Annotated in this window: 16 protein-coding genes; 9 read left to right on the plus strand and 7 right to left on the minus strand. The window is 71.3% G+C overall.

Going from position 1 to position 15,794, the window contains the following annotated elements; translation table 11 throughout:
- The first annotated feature begins 57 nt into the window (after positions 1–57).
- Genes ASC87_RS10650 through ASC87_RS10660 form a run of 3 tightly spaced genes read left to right on the plus strand, consistent with a single transcriptional unit; the run spans position 58 to position 2,851 of the window.
- Positions 58–555, plus strand: a complete 498-nt coding sequence (locus tag ASC87_RS10650; protein ID WP_056660711.1) for a glutathione peroxidase — start codon at positions 58–60, stop codon at positions 553–555.
- Positions 552–1,628, plus strand: coding sequence for a DUF2332 domain-containing protein (locus ASC87_RS10655; RefSeq protein WP_056660715.1), 1,077 nt, complete (start codon positions 552–554; stop codon positions 1,626–1,628). Before ASC87_RS10650 ends, ASC87_RS10655 begins: the two co-directional genes overlap by 4 nt.
- Positions 1,629–1,657: 29 nt before the next feature.
- Complete coding sequence (locus ASC87_RS10660; RefSeq protein ID WP_056660718.1) at positions 1,658–2,851, plus strand: amino acid aminotransferase; 1,194 nt, start codon at positions 1,658–1,660, stop codon at positions 2,849–2,851.
- Positions 2,852–2,854: 3 nt separating this feature from the next.
- On the opposite strand, the gene ASC87_RS32420 is transcribed toward ASC87_RS10660, so the two are convergent.
- A complete protein-coding gene (locus ASC87_RS32420; protein WP_082568535.1) occupies positions 2,855–3,463 on the minus strand; it encodes an anti-sigma factor in 609 nt (202 codons plus the stop codon).
- Between ASC87_RS32420 and ASC87_RS10670 the strand changes: the two genes are divergently transcribed.
- The 4 genes from ASC87_RS10670 (at position 3,462) to ASC87_RS10685 (ending at position 7,913) form a co-directional block, all read left to right on the plus strand.
- Positions 3,462–5,984: a DUF349 domain-containing protein gene (locus tag ASC87_RS10670; protein WP_082568536.1), complete on the plus strand. Its 2,523-nt coding sequence runs from the start codon at positions 3,462–3,464 to the stop codon at positions 5,982–5,984. The two genes, ASC87_RS32420 and ASC87_RS10670, sit on opposite strands and share 2 nt — an antisense overlap.
- 112 nt (positions 5,985–6,096) lie before the next feature.
- Entirely contained in the window at positions 6,097–6,354 is a 258-nt protein-coding gene (locus ASC87_RS10675; RefSeq protein ID WP_056661237.1) for a hypothetical protein, read from the plus strand.
- A 6-nt stretch (positions 6,355–6,360) separates the two neighbouring features.
- A complete protein-coding gene (locus tag ASC87_RS10680; RefSeq protein ID WP_056660726.1) occupies positions 6,361–7,197 on the plus strand; it encodes a DUF692 domain-containing protein in 837 nt (278 codons plus the stop codon).
- Positions 7,197–7,913, plus strand: coding sequence for a DNA-binding domain-containing protein (locus tag ASC87_RS10685; protein WP_056660728.1), 717 nt, complete (start codon positions 7,197–7,199; stop codon positions 7,911–7,913). The genes ASC87_RS10680 and ASC87_RS10685 overlap by 1 nt, the downstream gene beginning before the upstream one ends.
- Here ASC87_RS10685 and ASC87_RS10690 read toward each other — a convergent pair.
- Genes ASC87_RS10690 through ASC87_RS10705 form a run of 4 tightly spaced genes read right to left on the minus strand, consistent with a single transcriptional unit; the run spans position 7,903 to position 11,343 of the window.
- Complete coding sequence (locus tag ASC87_RS10690; RefSeq protein WP_056660731.1) at positions 7,903–8,901, minus strand: AAA family ATPase; 999 nt, start codon at positions 8,899–8,901, stop codon at positions 7,903–7,905. The genes ASC87_RS10685 and ASC87_RS10690 overlap by 11 nt on opposite strands.
- Positions 8,889–9,440, minus strand: coding sequence for a nicotinamide riboside transporter PnuC (gene pnuC / locus ASC87_RS10695; RefSeq protein ID WP_235582133.1), 552 nt, complete (start codon positions 9,438–9,440; stop codon positions 8,889–8,891). The genes ASC87_RS10690 and pnuC overlap by 13 nt, the downstream gene beginning before the upstream one ends.
- Positions 9,434–10,801: an AMP-binding protein gene (locus ASC87_RS10700; RefSeq protein WP_056660734.1), complete on the minus strand. Its 1,368-nt coding sequence runs from the start codon at positions 10,799–10,801 to the stop codon at positions 9,434–9,436. Before ASC87_RS10700 ends, pnuC begins: the two co-directional genes overlap by 7 nt.
- On the minus strand, positions 10,798–11,343 hold the full coding sequence (locus ASC87_RS10705; RefSeq protein ID WP_056660737.1) for a hypothetical protein: 546 nt from the start codon (positions 11,341–11,343) through the stop codon (positions 10,798–10,800). The genes ASC87_RS10700 and ASC87_RS10705 overlap by 4 nt, the downstream gene beginning before the upstream one ends.
- A gap of 99 nt (positions 11,344–11,442) precedes the next feature.
- Between ASC87_RS10705 and ASC87_RS10710 the strand changes: the two genes are divergently transcribed.
- Positions 11,443–13,071, plus strand: a complete 1,629-nt coding sequence (locus ASC87_RS10710; protein ID WP_056660740.1) for a peptide chain release factor 3 — start codon at positions 11,443–11,445, stop codon at positions 13,069–13,071.
- Between the two features lie 6 nt (positions 13,072–13,077).
- A complete protein-coding gene (gene ubiA, locus ASC87_RS10715) occupies positions 13,078–13,947 on the plus strand; it encodes a 4-hydroxybenzoate octaprenyltransferase (protein ID WP_056660743.1) in 870 nt (289 codons plus the stop codon).
- Between the two features lie 26 nt (positions 13,948–13,973).
- Here ubiA and proC read toward each other — a convergent pair whose 3' ends face one another.
- Positions 13,974–14,777, minus strand: coding sequence for a pyrroline-5-carboxylate reductase (proC, locus tag ASC87_RS10720; protein ID WP_056660746.1), 804 nt, complete (start codon positions 14,775–14,777; stop codon positions 13,974–13,976).
- A gap of 109 nt (positions 14,778–14,886) precedes the next feature.
- Positions 14,887–15,729, minus strand: a complete 843-nt coding sequence (locus tag ASC87_RS10725) for a LysR family transcriptional regulator (RefSeq protein WP_056660749.1) — start codon at positions 15,727–15,729, stop codon at positions 14,887–14,889.
- Positions 15,730–15,794 lie beyond the last annotated feature (65 nt).

The following is a 15,794-nucleotide window of genomic DNA, read 5'->3' on the forward strand; positions in this document are numbered from 1 at the left end:
TCAAGGCGGTGCACGCTACGATGCCCTTCCCGACGCCACTTTCCCGAAGGATTCCGCATGGGCACTCCCGCCGCTTCGGTCTACGATTTCGAGGCCCGCACCATCGGCGGGCAGCCGGTGTCCCTCGCGGAACACCGCGGCAAGGTGCTGCTGGTGGTCAACACGGCCAGCGCGTGCGGGTTCACGCCGCAATTCGGCGCGCTGGAAACGCTGTGGCAGACGTACCGCGACAAGGGCCTCGTGGTGGTCGGGTTCCCGAGCAACCAGTTCGGCCAGCAGGACCCTGGCAGCAACGAAGAGATCGCGTCGTTCTGCTCGGCGAACTACGGCGTCTCGTTCCCCATGATGGCCAAGGTCGACGTGAAAGGTGACGACGCCCACCCGCTGTTCCGCTGGCTCACCGGCGAAGCGCCGGGCCTGCTTGGCACGAAGTTCATCAAGTGGAACTTCACCAAGTTCCTCGTGGGCCGCGACGGCCAGGTGATCAAGCGTTACGCACCCATCGACAAGCCCGAGCAGATCGCGGCCGACATCGAAGCCGCGCTCGCCCGATGAGCGAGCGCCTGGCCGCCGCCTTCCGCCAATTCGCCACGCGGGAATGCCCGGACGACCCGCTGTACGTGGCGCTGTGCCTCCTCGTGGCGGACCAGCCGGCCCTGGCCGCCGGCCTCTCCGCGGCGCCACCCGAGCAGCGCCGCCCCAACCTGTGGCTGGCCGCGGTCCAGGACCGCCTGCTCGAACTCGGCGGGTCGCACCCGCTGGCCGCCTACTACCCGAGCCTGGGTGGCGGCCGCGCGCCCGACCCCGCGCTGGCGGCCACCGTGGCCGATTTCGTGGCAAACGAGGGCGCGGCGCTGGACGACATGATGCGCACGCGCAGCACGCAGACCAACGAGATCGGCCGCTGCGCGGTGCTGTACCTGATGCTCCTTGAACTGGCGCGGCGGTTCCCGGGCCGGCCACTCGCGCTGCTGGACGTGGGCACGAGCGCCGGGCTGAACCTCGGCGTGGACACCTACCGGTACGACTATGGGGGTGCCATGGCGGCCGCCCCCGCGGCACCAGGGGTGCCGGTGATCGCCTGCGATCCGGTGGGGCTGCTGCCATTGCCGCTGGGCGGCACGTTCACGCTCGCCCACCGCCTCGGCATCGATCCCTCCCCCGTCGACATCCACGACGAGCGCGCCGTGCGCTGGCTGCGCGCGTGCCTGTGGCCGCACGACCGCGCGCGGGCCCGGCGTTTCGACGATGCCGTGGCACTGGCCCGCACCCACCGGTGGCCCGTGCGCCGCGAGGCCGATTGCACCGCCGCCCTCGAGCCCTGGGTCGACAGCCTGCCGGACGGGGTGCTGCCGGTGGTCTTCAACAGCTGGGTGCTGGCGTACTTCAGCGCCGACGCGCTGCGCCACCACGTCGACACGTTGACCGGCCTCGTGGCGCGTCGCGGCGTGGCCTGGCTGTCCGCCGAGGCGCCCGGTGTCGGCGTATCGGCACCCGGGCGGCCACCGCTGACGCCGGGGTCGTCGGCCTGGACCCTGGTGTCGCGCCACGCGGACGGCGTGCGCACCGAGTGTGTCGCCTGGTCCCATCCACACGGCCGCCACCTGGAATGGCGGGCCCCGCGATAATCGCGGTCTTGATTGCAGGAGCCGATTCCATGTTCGAGCACGTCGATGCCTACGCAGGCGACCCCATCCTCACCCTCAACGAGGCGTTCGGCCGCGATCCGCGCGCCCACAAGATCAACCTGAGCATCGGCATCTACTTCGATGACGCGGGCCGCCTGCCCGTCATGAAGTCGGTGCTCGAGGCCGAGACGTCGATGCTGCAGACGCTCGGCCCCCGCCCCTACCAACCCATGGAGGGGGCCACGAACTACCGCCAGGCGGTGCAGCACCTGCTGTTCGGCGCCGGCCACGAAGCCGTCACCAGCGGCCGCATCGCCACCATCCAGACCCTCGGCGGATCCGGTGGCCTGAAGGTGGGGGGCGATTTCCTCAAGCGCTACTTCCCCGCGTCGAACGTGTGGGTGAGCGACCCCACGTGGGACAATCACCGTGCCATGTTCGAGGGCGCCGGGTTCGCCGTGAACACGTACCCGTACTACGACGCGGCCACCAACGGCGTGCGTTTCGACGACATGCTGGCCGCCTTCCAGCAGCTGCCCGAAAAGAGCATCGTGCTGCTGCACGCGTGCTGCCACAACCCCACCGGGGTCGACCTGACGCCGGCGCAGTGGGACCGCCTGATCCCCGTCATCGCGGCACGCAAGCTGATCCCCTACGTCGACATCGCGTACCAGGGTTTCGGCGACGGCATCGAACAGGACGCCTTTGCGCTGCGCGCGCTCGCGAGTGCCGGGGTCAGCTTCTTCTGCGCCAGCTCGTTCTCGAAGAGCTTCTCGCTGTACGGCGAACGCTGCGGCGGGCTGAGCGTGGTGTGCCCCAATGCGGCTGAAGCCAGCCTGGTGCTCGGCCAGCTCAAGGCCACCATCCGCAAGAACTACTCGAGCCCACCCACCCACGGGGGCCAGATCGTCGCCCGCGTCCTGCAGACCCCGGCGCTGCACGCGCAGTGGGCCGCCGAACTCGATGCGATGCGGGTGCGCATCGCGCAGATGCGCCAGAAGCTGTACGAGGTGCTGTCGGCCAAGCTGCCGGGCCGCGATTTCCGCTACTTCATCACCCAACGCGGCATGTTCAGCTACACCGGCCTGTCCGCCGAACAGGTGGACCGCCTGCGCGAGGAACACGCCGTGTACCTCGTGCGTTCGGGCCGCATGTGCGTGGCCGGCCTGAATTCCGGCAACGTCGAGGCCACCGCCGTGGCCATCGCGGCCGTGCTCGGCTGAACGTCAGCCGATCCACGCGGTGGGCGGGGTGACCCGCCACATCCGCTCGCACGGGCCGCGGTACACGAAGGCCCCGGCCGGCCCGTCCGGCGGGGTGTCCGTGCGTTCCACCGACACCGCCAGTTCGACGGCCGACGCCAGGAGCGTGTGGGCATCGTCGTCCAGCACGAGCCGGCCGGTGGGCTCCGCCGGGAGCGGCCCCACGCGGCGGGCGGCGCCCGACGGGTCGATGGCCCACAGGTAGAGGGTGCGGCCATCGGGCAGGCCCAGCGGCATCGCCTGTTGCACGTCCAACTGCCGGCCGAGCCGCCGCGCCGACACCACCAGCCCGGGACGCCCTTCGGCGTCCGCCAGCACCCCCACGTAGCTCGACGGCAGCTGCGCTTCCGGCGTGGACCGTTGCAGCCACGGGCGCGCCAGCGGCAGGGTCAGGCCTATCACCAGCCCGAGGGCCAGTGCGCCCGCGGGGATGGGGGCGAACAGGCGGCGCAGGAGGTGGGCCATGGGTGTCTTTCGGGGAGACCCATTGTTGGCCGTGCGGTGTGTTGGGGCAAGCGGGTCTGGCCGTGGTGAAATGTGCGGTTCGCTCCCGACGCAGGACCTCGTGACCATGTTGAACTGGCTTTTCAAGAAAAAAACCGTGGCACCCCCGGCGCCGGTGCGCCCCGCGACACCCCCCGCCCCGGCGGCGCCGTCGCCCGAGGTGCTGGCCGCGCGAGCCGCCGAATGGTCGGCACGCCTCTCGCAGGCCCTCGGGGACGACACGGCGCTGCTGGCGCTGGCCCGCGAGGCGCCGGGCGTGGACACCAAGCTCGCGGCCGTCGAGGCGCTCGCCGGCGAGGTGGCGCTGAAAGAGGCCGAGCGCGAATTCCGCACCCACGACCGCCGTGTGCACCGCGCCGCGAAACAGCGCCTCGCGGCCGCCGTGGCCACCCGCACCGCCCGCGAAACCGCCGACCGGCTGATCGACGCGGCCGAGGGCCTGCGGGGCGAGGCTGTCATCCCGGCGAACCGCCTGGTGGCGCTTGACCGCGACTGGCATGCGCTCGATGCCGCCCTGCTCGACCCCGCCCAAACCGCGCGGTTCGCCGCACTCACGGCCCAGCTCACCGCGTTGATGCACGAACGTGCAGAACGCGAAGCGGCCATCGTCCGCTGGACGGCCTCGGCGCGCGAGGCACTGGCCGGCCTGCAGACCACGTGGCTTGCCGTGGCACAGGGCGTGGAAGCCGTGCCCGTGCTGACGGCCGCGAACGACGCCGCCGGGGCCCTGCTGGCGGCCCTGCCGCTCGGGCATGTCGACGTGGCGCTGGTGGATGGCCTCACGGCCGCGCGCCTGACCGCGCAGCAGGTGGCCGGCCGCGCCGTGGTGGTGGTGTCGCTCGACGAGCCGATCGAGGACGCCGCCGCCGTGACCGCCAGCTGGACGAACCTGCCCCCGGTTGCCGACCCGCGTGCGGCCCGCGCACTCGACCAGCGCTGGGACGCCTGGTGGCGTGCCCAGGCCACCCCCGACGTGGCCGCCCCGCCGCCGCCCGAGAAAAAGCCCGCGCGCCCGCGCCCGGCGCCCGTGGACCCGGAATCGGTTGCCCGTGCCGAGGCGCTGTTGCAGCAGGCCGAGGCCGCGCTGGCCGAAGGCCACCTGGCCGAGGCCCACCAGCACCTGGCCGCGCTCGACGACATCGCCACGCCGGGCCAGCGCCCGCGCCTGCAGGGCCTGTGGGCCGAACACGGCCGCCTGAAGGGCTGGCAGCAATGGGGCGGCGCCCGCGCCCGCGACGACCTCGTCACCGAGGCCGAGGCCCTGGCCACGGCGTCCGCCGCGCCCGACGCGAAGGTCAACGCCCGCCAGCAGGCCGACACCATCGACGGCCTGCGCAAGCGCTGGAAGGAACTCGACCGCCTGGGTGGGGCCACCGGCCAGCCGCTCTGGCTGCGGTTCGACGCGGCGCTGAAAACCGCTTACGAGCCGGTGGCCGCCGCGCAGGCGCGGGTGGACGCCGAACGGGTGGCCAACCTCGAGGCGCGCGAGGCGCTGCTCGCGGTGCTGGAGGCCACGCCGCCGGCCCACGACACCGGGTGGCGCGAGCAGGTGCGAGCGCTCGACACCTTCCAGCAGGCCTGGCGCAAGCACGGCCCCATCGAACACACCGTGCCTCACAAGGCACGCGAGGCGCTCGTGGCCCGCTGGCGTGCCGCGGTGGCACACATCGAAGCGCCGCTCGAGGCCGCCCGGCGCGAGGCCGAACGCGGCCGCGAGGCCCTGATCGAACGCGCGAACGCGCTGGCGGCCGAAGGGGCCTCGGGCCGCGGCCGCGACCTGATCCCGCGGGTGCGCGACCTGCAGGCCGAATGGCAGGAACATGCCAAGACCGTGCCACTCGCCCGCGCCGCCGAAAACGCGCTGTGGACCCGCTTCAAGGCCGAGACCGACGCGGTCTTTGCGCAACGTGAAGCTGCCTTCAGTGCGCGTGACGACGAATATCGGGCCAACCAGGCCGTGCGCGAAGGGCTGATCGAACGCCTGGCCGCGCTGGGTGCCGACACCCCCGCCGGCGAATTGAAGAAGGTGATGGGTGAGGTGGACCGACAGTGGTACCACGCCGGGGACGTGCCGCGACAGGAAGTGGGCCGCCTCGAATCCGCGTACCGTGCTGCACACGATGCCGCCCTGTCGCACCTGGCGTCCAGCGCCCAGCGCACGTGGCAGGCCACGGTGGACGCCGTGATCGCCCGCCACGGGTTGTGCGAGCGCCGCGAGCGCGACGGGGCCCATGCCGACCTCGATGCCGCCTGGGCGGCCCTGCCCGCGGTGCCGGCCACATGGGACCGCGCGCTCACCGCCCGCTGGTCGGGCAGCCCCGCCACCGCAGACAGCGCGGTGGTGGACGACTGGCTGCTGCAGGTGGAAATGGCGCTCGACATGCCGTCGCCCGAGGCCTACCAGGCCGCGCGGCGCGACTGGAAGCTGCGTGCCATGAAGGCCGCGCTCGAATCGCGCCAGGGGTCGCCCGACCACACGGTGGGGCTGGACGACGGCCTGGCGCGCCTGCTCGCGCACGCGGCGCTGACGCTGGCGCAGCGCGAGCGTTTCGACGCCATCGTGGGGGTGCTGCGCACGCGGCCGCGCTGACCGGAAGAAAGTCGTAAGGCCCTGGGCTCCGGGGCGACAGAGGGGGGTGGGTCCTGCGGTGCACATGCCGTGTGCCGGGGCCCTCACCCCTTTTTTCATCCAGGAGCTCACCATGATCCAGTTCAAGTCCGGCCTCGCGATGGCCACCGCAGCCGCCGCCCTGTTCGCGATGGGTGTGACGGCCCCCGTCCATGCTGCCGAGGAGGGCATGGTCAAGTGTTCCGGCGTCAACAGCTGCAAGGGCACGTCGGAATGCAAGACGGCCAAGAGCGACTGCAAGGGCCACAACAGCTGCAAGGGCCAGGGGTGGGTGTCGAAGAAGTCGGCCGAGGAATGCATGAAGGCCGGTGGTACCGTCGTCAAGGGCTGACAGGTCATGGCACCGGCACTGCGTGGTTTCGGCCTCGGGTTGCGGCCGGCGCACTACCGTGATTTCCTGGACACCCGGCCGCGTGTCGACTGGCTCGAGGTCATCTCGGAAAACCACATGGTGCCCGGTGGCAAGCCGCTGTTCCACCTCGACCGCATCCGCCGGGACTTCCCCGTCGTGATGCACGGCGTGTCGCTGTCGATCGGCGGCACCGACCCGCTCGACCGCACCTACCTGGCCGGCCTGAAGGCCCTGGCGGCGCGTGTCGAACCGGCGTGGGTGTCCGACCACCTGTGCTGGACCGGTGTCAGTGGCCGCAACCTGCACGACCTGTTGCCCGTGCCGATGACCGAGGAGGCCCTCGACCACCTCGTGCCGCGGGTGCACCAGGTGCAGGACACGCTCGGCCGCAAGCTCGTGCTGGAGAACGTGTCGAGCTATGTGCGGTTCGACGGCGACGAGATGCCCGAATGGGAGTTCGTCCCGGCACTGCTGCAACGCACCGGCTGCGACCTGCTCCTCGACGTCAACAACGTCTACGTGAGCAGCCGCAACCACGGCTTCGACCCGGTGCGCTGGCTCGACGCGGTGCCCCGCGACCGCGTGCGCCAGATCCACCTCGCCGGCCACGACGACCAGGGCGACGTGGTCATCGACACCCATGACCGCCCGGTATGCGATGCCGTGTGGGCCTTGTATGCCCACGCCGTGCACCGTTTCGGCGACGTGCCAGCCATGATCGAACGCGACGACCACATTCCCCCGCTCGGTGAACTGATTGCCGAGCTCGACATCGCGCGCCGCATCGCAGCCGCGGTCCTGCAGCCGGCGGAGGCCGCCTGATGAGCGCCTACGGCACGCAGCTGCGCGGTTTGCAGCGGGCCATCCTGCGGGGGGGCGCTGCCCCGGGGGTGTCTGGCCACCTGCCGGTGTACCAGCACGCGGTGCCGGCGCGCCTGTCCGCGGCCCTGCGGGACAACTTCGGCGTGTTGCCGCAGCTGATGGGTGACGACGGCTTCGAGGCCCTCGCCCTCGCATACCAGCAGGCCCACCCGTCGCGTCACCCGTCGATCCGCTGGTTCGGCGACCGGCTGGCGGCCTTCATGGCCGAACGCGACGACCTCGTGCGCCACCCTGCCATGGCCGACATGGCCCGCTTCGAATGGGCGCTGCGCACCGCATTCGATGCGGCCGATGCCACGCCATTGCAAGGAGAGGACCTCGCGGGGCTGGCGGCCGACGACTGGCCGGGGCTCGTGCTGCACCCGCACCCCAGCGTGCAGACCGTGGCGCTGCAGTGGGCCATCGCACCCGCCTGGCGCGCGCTGCAGGCGGGATGGGACGCGCCGGAACCCGAACCGTTCGTGCACACGGTGCTCGTGTGGCGCGCGGGGCTGGCCACCCGGTGGCGGTCGCTGGACCCGATGGAAACCACGCTGCTCCACGCGGCCCGGGCCGGTGAACCGTTCGCCGCGCTGTGCGAGCGGTCGGGCGGACCGGAGGCCGCCGTGGCGGCGCTGCAGCAGTGGCTGGCCGACGGCCTGCTGGTCAGGCCGTGAACGGCATCGCGGCCACGGTGGCCCGCACACGTGCGGCGAGCGGGCCGCGCACCTCGATCCAGGGCATGCCCCGGGCTGCGAGCTGTTCGCGGTACCAGGCCTGCTGGCGGGTGCGGAAGGCGGCGTCCAGGCGGGAGCCATCCTGGTGGAAGGCGATGTCGTCGCCGCACAGCACGTTCAAGGTGTAGGGCCGATCGGCCAGGTCCGCGAGCGCAGGGTCGGCGCGGCCGTGCATCCAGTGGGCGTAGCCGAACGTGGTGAGCGGCGAGGTGTCGCACACCAGCACGGGCGCGGCCGTGCGTGCGGCCATGTCTTCCCGGCGGCCCTGTTCGATGGCGATCGCGAGCAGGTCCGGCTCGGTCAACTCGCCACCCTGCACCTCCCACCGTTCGCGGCCGTATTCGGCAACCCACACCGTACCCCAGTGGTGGGCCAGGGCCGCGGCCAGCGTCGTCTTGCCAGTGGACTCGCCCCCCAGCAGCGCGACGCGGGGCACGAGGTCGGCGCGCACGGCGGCCGGCAACCAATCGAGCATCGACGCCGGGCGGGCGCGGATCGCCGTGGCGCTGACCGGCACCAGCGCCCGCGCCGGGTCGAACAGCACCGGTGCCACCGGGTGACCCAGCGCGGCTGACAGCACCGCCGCACACGGTCCCACGTAGGGTTCGCTCGCGAACATCGCGTCGGGGCGGCGCTGCAGGTGCATCAGCAGCGAGGCCAGGTGGCGCTGGTGAGTGCGGTCGTCGGCCGAATTGGGCGGCGCGTCCGCGCCGTCAAGCACGAGGGCCTCGTGGCCGGGGCACACCGCGGCCAGCCAGCGCCGCCGGCGTTCGGGGCCGAGGCCGGGGAACTCGGGGTTCGAGTAGCTCAGCAGCAGCAGGCGGTCGCACTGCGCGGCGGCGTGGTCGATCAGCGCGAGGTGCCCGAGGTGCAGCGGGGCGAACTTGCCCACCACCAGGCCCAGGCGGAAGCGTTTCAGGCTCGCCATTGCCGCCACCAGTGCCAGCCGCCCCACCAGGCGTTGAGCCAGTACAACGCGTACAGCCCCGCGGTGAGCGTGAGCCCGCGCGAGGCGAACAGCGGCACCGACACCGTGTTGACCAGCAGCCAGAACGCCCACGTCTCAAGGCGCCGCTGCATCAGCAGCAGCTGGGCCACCACGCTGAAGGAGAGCACGGCCGAATCGGCAAACGGCGCGTACGCGTCGGTGAAGTGGTGCAGCAGGGCCCCGTAACCCACGGTGACTGCCGCTGCGCCCAGGCCCATCCAGGCCAGGCCGCGCGGTGCCGCGCGCGACACCGGTGCCACCTGCCGCCGCCAATACCACCACCCGAAGGCGCTGGTGACCACGAAAAACACCTGCAGCAGCGCGTCCGCGTACAACTGGGCTCCGTGGAACACCAGCCCGAACAGCACGCACCCGGCGATGCCCGTGGGCCAGGTGGCCACGTGGTTGCGGGCGGCCAGGCCGATCGACACGGCGGTGACCAGGTTGGCGGCCAGTTCCAGCGGTGGCGGGATCAGCATGGGTCGGCCAGGTCGCTCGTGTACTGCCGCAGCTTGTCGTCGGCCACGAGCGGTTCGATGGTGAGTGGCAGCGGTTCACCGAACCGGGCCTCGATGGCCTCGCGCAACCGGGGCGCCAGGCTCGCCAGCGGTTCGGTGGCTTCGGCACGCAGCACGAACGGGCCATCGGCCTGCTGGTGGAACGCGAACCGCACGAGGGCGAACGGTGCGAGCGCCTGGCTCAGCTCCACGTTGTTGACCCAGCGGCCGCTGGGCGCGCGGTAACGCACCGGGGCGCGGCCCACGAGCCCGCGCAGCACCGGGCCGCGCGGGCTCATGTCGAGACGCGCGCGGTCGCCGGTGCGGTAGCGCAGCAGCGGCAGGCACGGGTTGAATCCGCCGCTGACGACGATCTCGCCAGGCTGGCCGTAGGGCAATGGGTGGCCCGCGTCGTCCACGATCTCGACGTGCAGCCGCGGCTGCAGCAGCACGAACCCGTCCACCTTCGGGTCGAACACCCCGATGGGCCCCACCTCGTTCATCGAGTACAGGTCGAGCACCGGGCAGCGGAACTGCCACTCGAGTTCACGGCGCAGGCCATCGTGCAGTGCCATCGACGTGGACAGCAGGGCGCGGGGCCGGTGTTTCAGCCCCAGGCGGGCCAGCTCGGCCAGCGAGATCGGGTCGCCGGACACCAGCTCCGGCGCCATCGCGTCGAGGTACGCCGCGCGGTCGGCCGGCGAGCGCCAGTCGTCCGGGTTCAGGTTCAGCTTGGCCAGCCCGCATTCGCCTTGCAGCGGGTTGACCGACACGTAGGTGAAACAGCGCTGCTGGAAGCCTGCGAGCACGATGCCCACCTGCCCCGGGCCCGCCTTCAGTTCCACCCCGGCGTGCCGCAGTGCCCGCCGGTGGTAGGCCTGGTAGTCCACCGCCACCCGGGGCAGCGATGGCACCTTCAGCGGGTGACCGGTGGTGCCGCTGGTGGAAAAGCACAGCAGCTGGTCCACCGGCACGCCGGACGGCGTGTGCAGGTGCAAGGCGTGGGACAGGTCCGCGCGGGACACCAGGGGGAGATCGCCCCAGGGCTGGCCCGCGAGACCGCGCGCCGCCGGCACCGTGTGGGCCAGCTGGCGCACCCAGGCCTCGGCCCACGGAGGCGGGTCGGTGGCATCCAGGGCCCAAGGGATCTCGGCATTCATCACCTGCCACTGGCGCCAGTGGGCCTGCCAGACGCCAAGGCGGGTCAGCCGGTGGCCGCTGAAGTCGCGGTACAGCGGGGCGTTCGGGTGGTCGACCAGGTGGCGCAGCATCGCGCGGCCCGCCGGCCCCAGCACGGGAAACCGCCGCGGGGAAAACAACTGCTCGTCGGTCACGGGGTTCATTCGCGGGTGTACTTGTCGGCGGCTTCGTTGGCCTCGGGGGTGTCCAGCCGGGCCTGCAACTCGGCCGCGGGCACCGGTTCCGGCTCGGGCCGGGGCACCACGCGGGCCAGCACCACGGCCGCGGCCAGGGCCACGAGGCCCACCACCAAGGCCAGGCCCAGCACGGCGCGGGTGTCGGCCACCCAGCCCACCGCGGTGGCCAGCGCCACGGCCAGGCACAGGAAAAACAGCATCGCCGCGGCCCCGCCGAAGCGGGCGCTGCGCACGAAAAGGGGCAACACGAACAACCCGACCAGCCATTGCCATGGTGCCAGCATCGGTGGCGGCGCGTTCACGGCCAGGCCCACGCGCAGCAGCAGCCCGAAGCCCAGCAACAGCACCGCCACCCCGCCGGCGTGCCGTGCGATGCGAGCGGACGCTTCGTCGGCCCACCGGTACAGCGCCCACAACAGGGCCACGGCGCCACACCCGCCGACCAGCAGCGGATGGGCCCCGCCAACGGCCCGCAGGCCACCCACCAGCACGGCAAACGGTTCAGGCATCGGTGAAGGAAGTTGTGCGAATGACCACGGCCCGCACTATAGGCCGGCCGCGAGGGGCCGCTGGCCGCGATAATCGAAGGTTTTGACGCGCCCCGTTCCATGTCGACCGACCTCACGCCCCAGGTGCGCCGCCGCCGCACGTTCGCCATCATCTCCCACCCCGACGCGGGCAAGACCACGCTCACGGAGAAGCTGCTGCTGTTCTCGGGTGCGATCCAGATCGCCGGCAGCGTGAAGGCCCGCAAGGCGTCGCGCCACGCCACGTCCGACTGGATGGAGATCGAGAAGCAGCGTGGCATCTCGGTGGCGTCGAGCGTGATGCAGATGGAATACCGCGACTGCGTCATCAACCTCCTCGACACCCCGGGCCACCAGGACTTCTCCGAAGACACCTACCGCGTGCTGACGGCGGTCGATGCCGCGCTGATGGTGATCGACGCGGCCAACGGCGTGGAGCCGCAGACCCGGCGGCTGCTGCAGGTCTGCCGCGCGCGCAACACCCCCATCCTCACGTTCGTCAACAAGATGGACCGCGAGGTGCAGGAACCGCTGGCGCTGATGGACGAGATCGAGCGCGAGCTGGGCATGGAAGTGGTGCCGTTCACGTGGCCGGTGGGCATGGGCAAGTCGTTCCACGGTGTGATGGACCTGCGCGAAGAGCGCATGCGGGTGTTCTCCCCGGGCGAAGACCGCAACCACAACGACGACGAGATCCTCGAGGGCCTGCACAACCCCCTCTACGCAGACCGCTTCGGCATGGCGTACCAGCAGGCCCAGGGCGAGATCGAACTGCTGACCGACGCCGCCCCGGCGTTCGACCGCGAGGCCTTCATCGGCGGCCACCAGACGCCCATGTTCTTCGGCTCGGCCGTCAACAACTTCGGCGTGCGCGAGGTGCTCGACGCGCTGGTCGACCTGGCGCCGGCGCCGGGTTCGCGCGCCTCGCTGCAGCGCGAGGTGGAACCCGATGAAAAGAAGTTCACCGGCGTCGTGTTCAAGATCCAGGCGAACATGGATCCCGCCCACCGCGACCGCATCGCGTTCGTGCGCGTGGCCAGCGGCCACTTCGAACGGGGCATGCGGTTGAAGGTCGTGCGGTCCGGCAAGGAGCTGCGCCCGAACACCGTGGTGAGTTTCCTGAGCCAGCGCCGTGAACTGCTCGACGAGGCGTTTGCCGGCGACATCATCGGCATCCCGAACCACGGTGTGCTGCAGCTCGGCGACACCCTCACCGAGGGCGAGTCGCTGCAGTTCACCGGCCTGCCGTTTTTCGCGCCCGAGATGTTCCGCACCGTCGAAGTGGCTGACCCGCTGCGCAGCAAGCAGCTGCGCGCCGGCCTCACCCAGCTCGGCGAGGAGGGGGCCATCCAGGTGTTCCGCCCGGTGGCCAGCGCGATGCTGCTGCTCGGTGCCGTGGGCCAGCTGCAGTTCGAGGTGGTGGCACACCGCCTCGAACACGAGTACGGCGTGAAGGCGCGCATCATGCCCAGCCGTTTCCAGGTGGCCCGCTGGGTCACGTGCGAGGAGGCCGACGGCGGCGAGAAAGAGCTCAAGCGGTTCATCGAGGCGAACTCGCACCGCGTGGCCTACGACGCGGTGGACGCACCCACCGTGCTCGTCGAATACGCACCCGAGCTGCGTGCGATCGAACAGAACTGGCCCAAGATCAAGTTCCACGCGCTGCGCGAACACGCGGGTCTGGTCTTCCAGCGCCGATTGGAAGGCTGAGCAGGTGTGAACGAGCCCGCCCCGTCCCGCCTGTCGCTGTACCTGAACCTGATCCGCTGGGACCGCCCGGCGGGCACGTACCTGCTGCTGTGGCCCACGCTCGCCGCGCTGTGGCTGGCGGCCGGCGGGTTCCCGGGGTGGCACCTGCTGGCGGTGTTCGTGCTGGGCACCTACCTGATGCGCAGCGCGGGCTGTGCCGTCAACGACGTGGCCGACCGCGACTTCGACAAACACGTCAAGCGCACCGCGCAGCGGCCGGTGACCAGCGGACGCATCGGCGCGCGCGAGGCGCTGGGCGTGGGTGCCGCGCTGGCGCTGGTGGCCTTCGCGCTGGTGCTGACCACCAACACCACCACCATCGCGCTGAGTTTCGGTGCGCTGGCCGTCAGCATCTTCTACCCCTTCACGAAACGGTTCCTGTCGATGCCGCAGGCGGTGCTGGGCGTGGCCTTCAGCTTCGGCATCCCGATGGCCTACGCCGCGGTGCTCGACCGGGTGCCGGCCCACGCCTGGTGGCTGCTGCTCGGCAACCTGTTCTGGGTGCTGGCCTACGACACCGAATACGCGATGGTCGACCGCGACGACGACCTGAAGATCGGCATCAAGACCTCGGCCATCACGCTCGGCCGGTTCGACGTGGCCGGCGTGATGCTGTTCTACGTCGTGGCCCTGGCCATCTGGACCGCCGTGGGCTGGTCGGCCGGGCTCGGACCCATCGCCTTGCTGGGCATCGCCGGCGCGGCCGCGCAGGTGGCCTGGCACTGGACGTTGATCCGCCATCGCGGCCGTGACGGGTGCTTCCGGGCCTTCAGCCGCAACCATTGGGTGGGCTTTTCGGTGTTTCTGGGCGTCCTGGCCGATCTTGCCGTGCGCTGAGGTTGCGGGTGGCGTGCTCCGGCGGTTCAGCCGAACTCGTTGCCGAGTTCCGTGGCGCGCCGCTGAGCCGCCTTGATGGCCTTCACGAAGGCTGATTTCACGTGACTCGATTCGAGCGACGTGAGTGCCGCGTAGGTGGTGCCCCCCTTCGACGTCACGCGCTCGCGCAGCACCGACGGCGGATCGTTCGATGCGAGCGCCAGGGCAGACGCCCCGGAAAACGTGGCGAGCGCGAGCTGCTTGCCCTGCTCGGCCGTGAGCCCCATCTCCTCGGCGGCCTGCACCATGGCCTCGACGACGTAGAAGACGTAGGCCGGGCCCGAGCCCGAGAGGGCCGTGACGGCGTCGAGGTCGTCTTCGCGGTCCACCCAGAGCGTGCGTCCCGTGGGGGCGAGCAGGCGTTCGGTGTCGCGGCGTTCGGCCGCGGTGACCGCGGGGCGGGCGTAGAGGCCGGCAATGCCTTGGCCGATCAGCGCGGGGGTGTTGGGCATGGCGCGGACAACCCGCTCGGTGCCGAGGGCGGCCACCAGCGCGTCGCTCCGGATGCCGGCCATCACGCTGAACTGCAACGCCTTGCCGATGTGGGCGCCGGCCGCCGCGGCGGCCTCCTTGAAGACCTGCGGTTTCACGGCCCAGACCACCACGTCGGCGCGTTGCAGCACCGACCCGGGCGCTTCGAGCGTGATGACACCGAGGTCGCGCTGCAACACCGAACGCTGGTCGGCGTTGGGTTCGAGCACGAAGATGTCAGACGGCGCCTTGCCGCTCTTGAGGAGACCGCCAATGATGGCGCTGGCCATGTTGCCGCCGCCCACGAACGCTACAAACATAGTTTTGGCCCCCCAGTCGCTTCGCTCCTGCCCCCGAGGGGCGCCCGCGGTCGCCCGGGAGACCCGGGCTCGGCGGTAGCTTGATCTGCGGCTTCGCTTCGCTTGCCTGTCATACCCTGGACCATCGGGACAGGGCGGTGGCGGTGGCTTGAAGGCCTGGGTGGTGGTGTAGGTAAAACGCCAGTTTACCGGGGGATGGCCAGTGGCGGGCGTCGGTGTGTGACAGGCGGGCGAGGTCGGCCGGGATGGCGGCCTCGTTCAGGCAGCCCACACCCCACCCCGCGCGCAGCGCGGCCACGGCGCCGTGGCTGCCGGCGCAGCTGAGCTGGATGTGGTGGGCGCGGCCCCTGCGTTCCAGGGATTCGAGGGCCAGCTGGCGCACCGGGCAGCCGGGGCCCAGCAGCACGAGCGGGGCGGGGTCGCGGTGGGGCACCACCAGCCCGCGGCCCGCGACCCACACCAACGGCTCGCGCCGCAGCAGGCGCGCGCCGGGGAGGGGCACATTGCTGGTCACCACCGCGAGGTCCATTTCGCCGGCGGCCCACAGCGCCTGCAGGGCCTGTGAGCTGGACCACAGCAGCTCGATGCGTGCAGGCGCGGTGTGCGCGCGCAGCAGCTCCAGCAGTTCGCCGAGGCGGTCCGGCTCGAAGTACTCGCTGATGCCGATGCGCCAGGGGCGTGGCGGTTCGGTGGCCCGCACCGCCGCGTGAGCTTCCTCCTGCAGGGCCAGGAGGCGCTTCGCGTGGGGCAGGAACCGCTCGCCCTCTGCCGTCAGGGCCAGCGCACGCGTGCTGCGCGTGGCCAGTCGCGCGCCGAGCGATGCTTCGAGCTGCTGCAGGTGCGTGCTGACGGCGGACTGGGTGCGGTGCACCTGCCGGGCCGCGGCCGTGACTGACCCGGCGCCGGCGATGGCCACGAAGCTGCGCAACCAGAGGGGGTCGAGGTCATTCATGAGAGTCCTTGATGAATGTCATCGGATCAATCCGATTGTGCGATCAATGGCACGAGCCTACAGTG

Source organism: Rhizobacter sp. Root1221 (assembly GCF_001425785.1).
In the GTDB taxonomy this organism is placed as follows: Bacteria; Pseudomonadota; Gammaproteobacteria; order Burkholderiales; family Burkholderiaceae_C; genus Rhizobacter.